At 60.1% G+C, this 894-nt stretch carries 1 protein-coding gene; it reads left to right on the forward strand.

Going from position 1 to position 894, the window contains the following annotated elements; genetic code table 11:
• Positions 1 to 834, forward strand: an 834-nt coding sequence (locus AC1DT3_RS22825) for a TRAP transporter substrate-binding protein (RefSeq protein ID WP_477467444.1), incomplete at its 5' end; no start/stop codon positions are given.
• Positions 835 to 894 lie beyond the last annotated feature (60 nt).

Raw genomic sequence — 894 nt, forward strand, 5'->3', positions numbered from 1 at the left:
CAGAACGGCACGGTCGAATGCGCGCACACGCCCCTGTACTACTATATCGGCAAGGAACCCGCGCTCGCGCTCGCGACCGGCATCCCGTTCGGCCTCAATGCGCGTCAACAACATTCCTGGTGGCACTTCGCCGATGGCAAGGACATCACCAACAATATCCTCGAACGCTACAATGCGATCTCGTTCGCATGCGGCAATTCCGGAACCCAGATGGGCGGCTTCTTCCGCAAGGAAATCAACACGGTCGACGATCTCAAGGGTCTGAAGTTCCGGATCGGTGGCCTCGGCGGCATGGTGCTCGCCAAGCTCGGCGTCGTGCCGCAGCAGATTGCGCCGGGAGATGTCTATCCCGCTCTCGAGCGCGGCACCCTCGACGCGGCCGAGTTCGTCGGTCCCTATGACGACGAAAAACTGGGCTTCCTCAAGGTGGCAAAGTACTATTATGCGCCGGGCTGGTGGGAGGGCGGCGCTATGCTGCACCTCGTCGTCAACAAGCAAAAATGGGATGAGCTGCCGAAGCAATATCAGGCGATCGTGTTTCAGGCGTCCGAAGCGGCAAACAATTGGATGCTCGCAAAATATGACGCGGTGAACGGACAGGCGTTGCGCCGCATGGTCGGGGCCGGTGCGGAGTTGAAGACTTTCACGCCGCCGGTGATGGATGCGTCGCTGAAGGCGGCGAATGAACTCTATGGCGAACTGTCTGCAAAGAGCCCTGACTTCAAGAAGGCCTACGATTCGATGGTGACGTATCGAAATGATGTGCTGCCGTGGTGGCAGCTCAACGAATACGCCTACGACACCTTCATGGTGCGCACGCGCGGAAAGGCCTGACCGGCTCAGGCGAACGACGGGCGGGTCGGCACGGTGTGTCGACCCGTTCGATCATTCGGG

It is taken from the genome of Microvirga sp. P4_G7 (genome assembly GCF_056401005.1).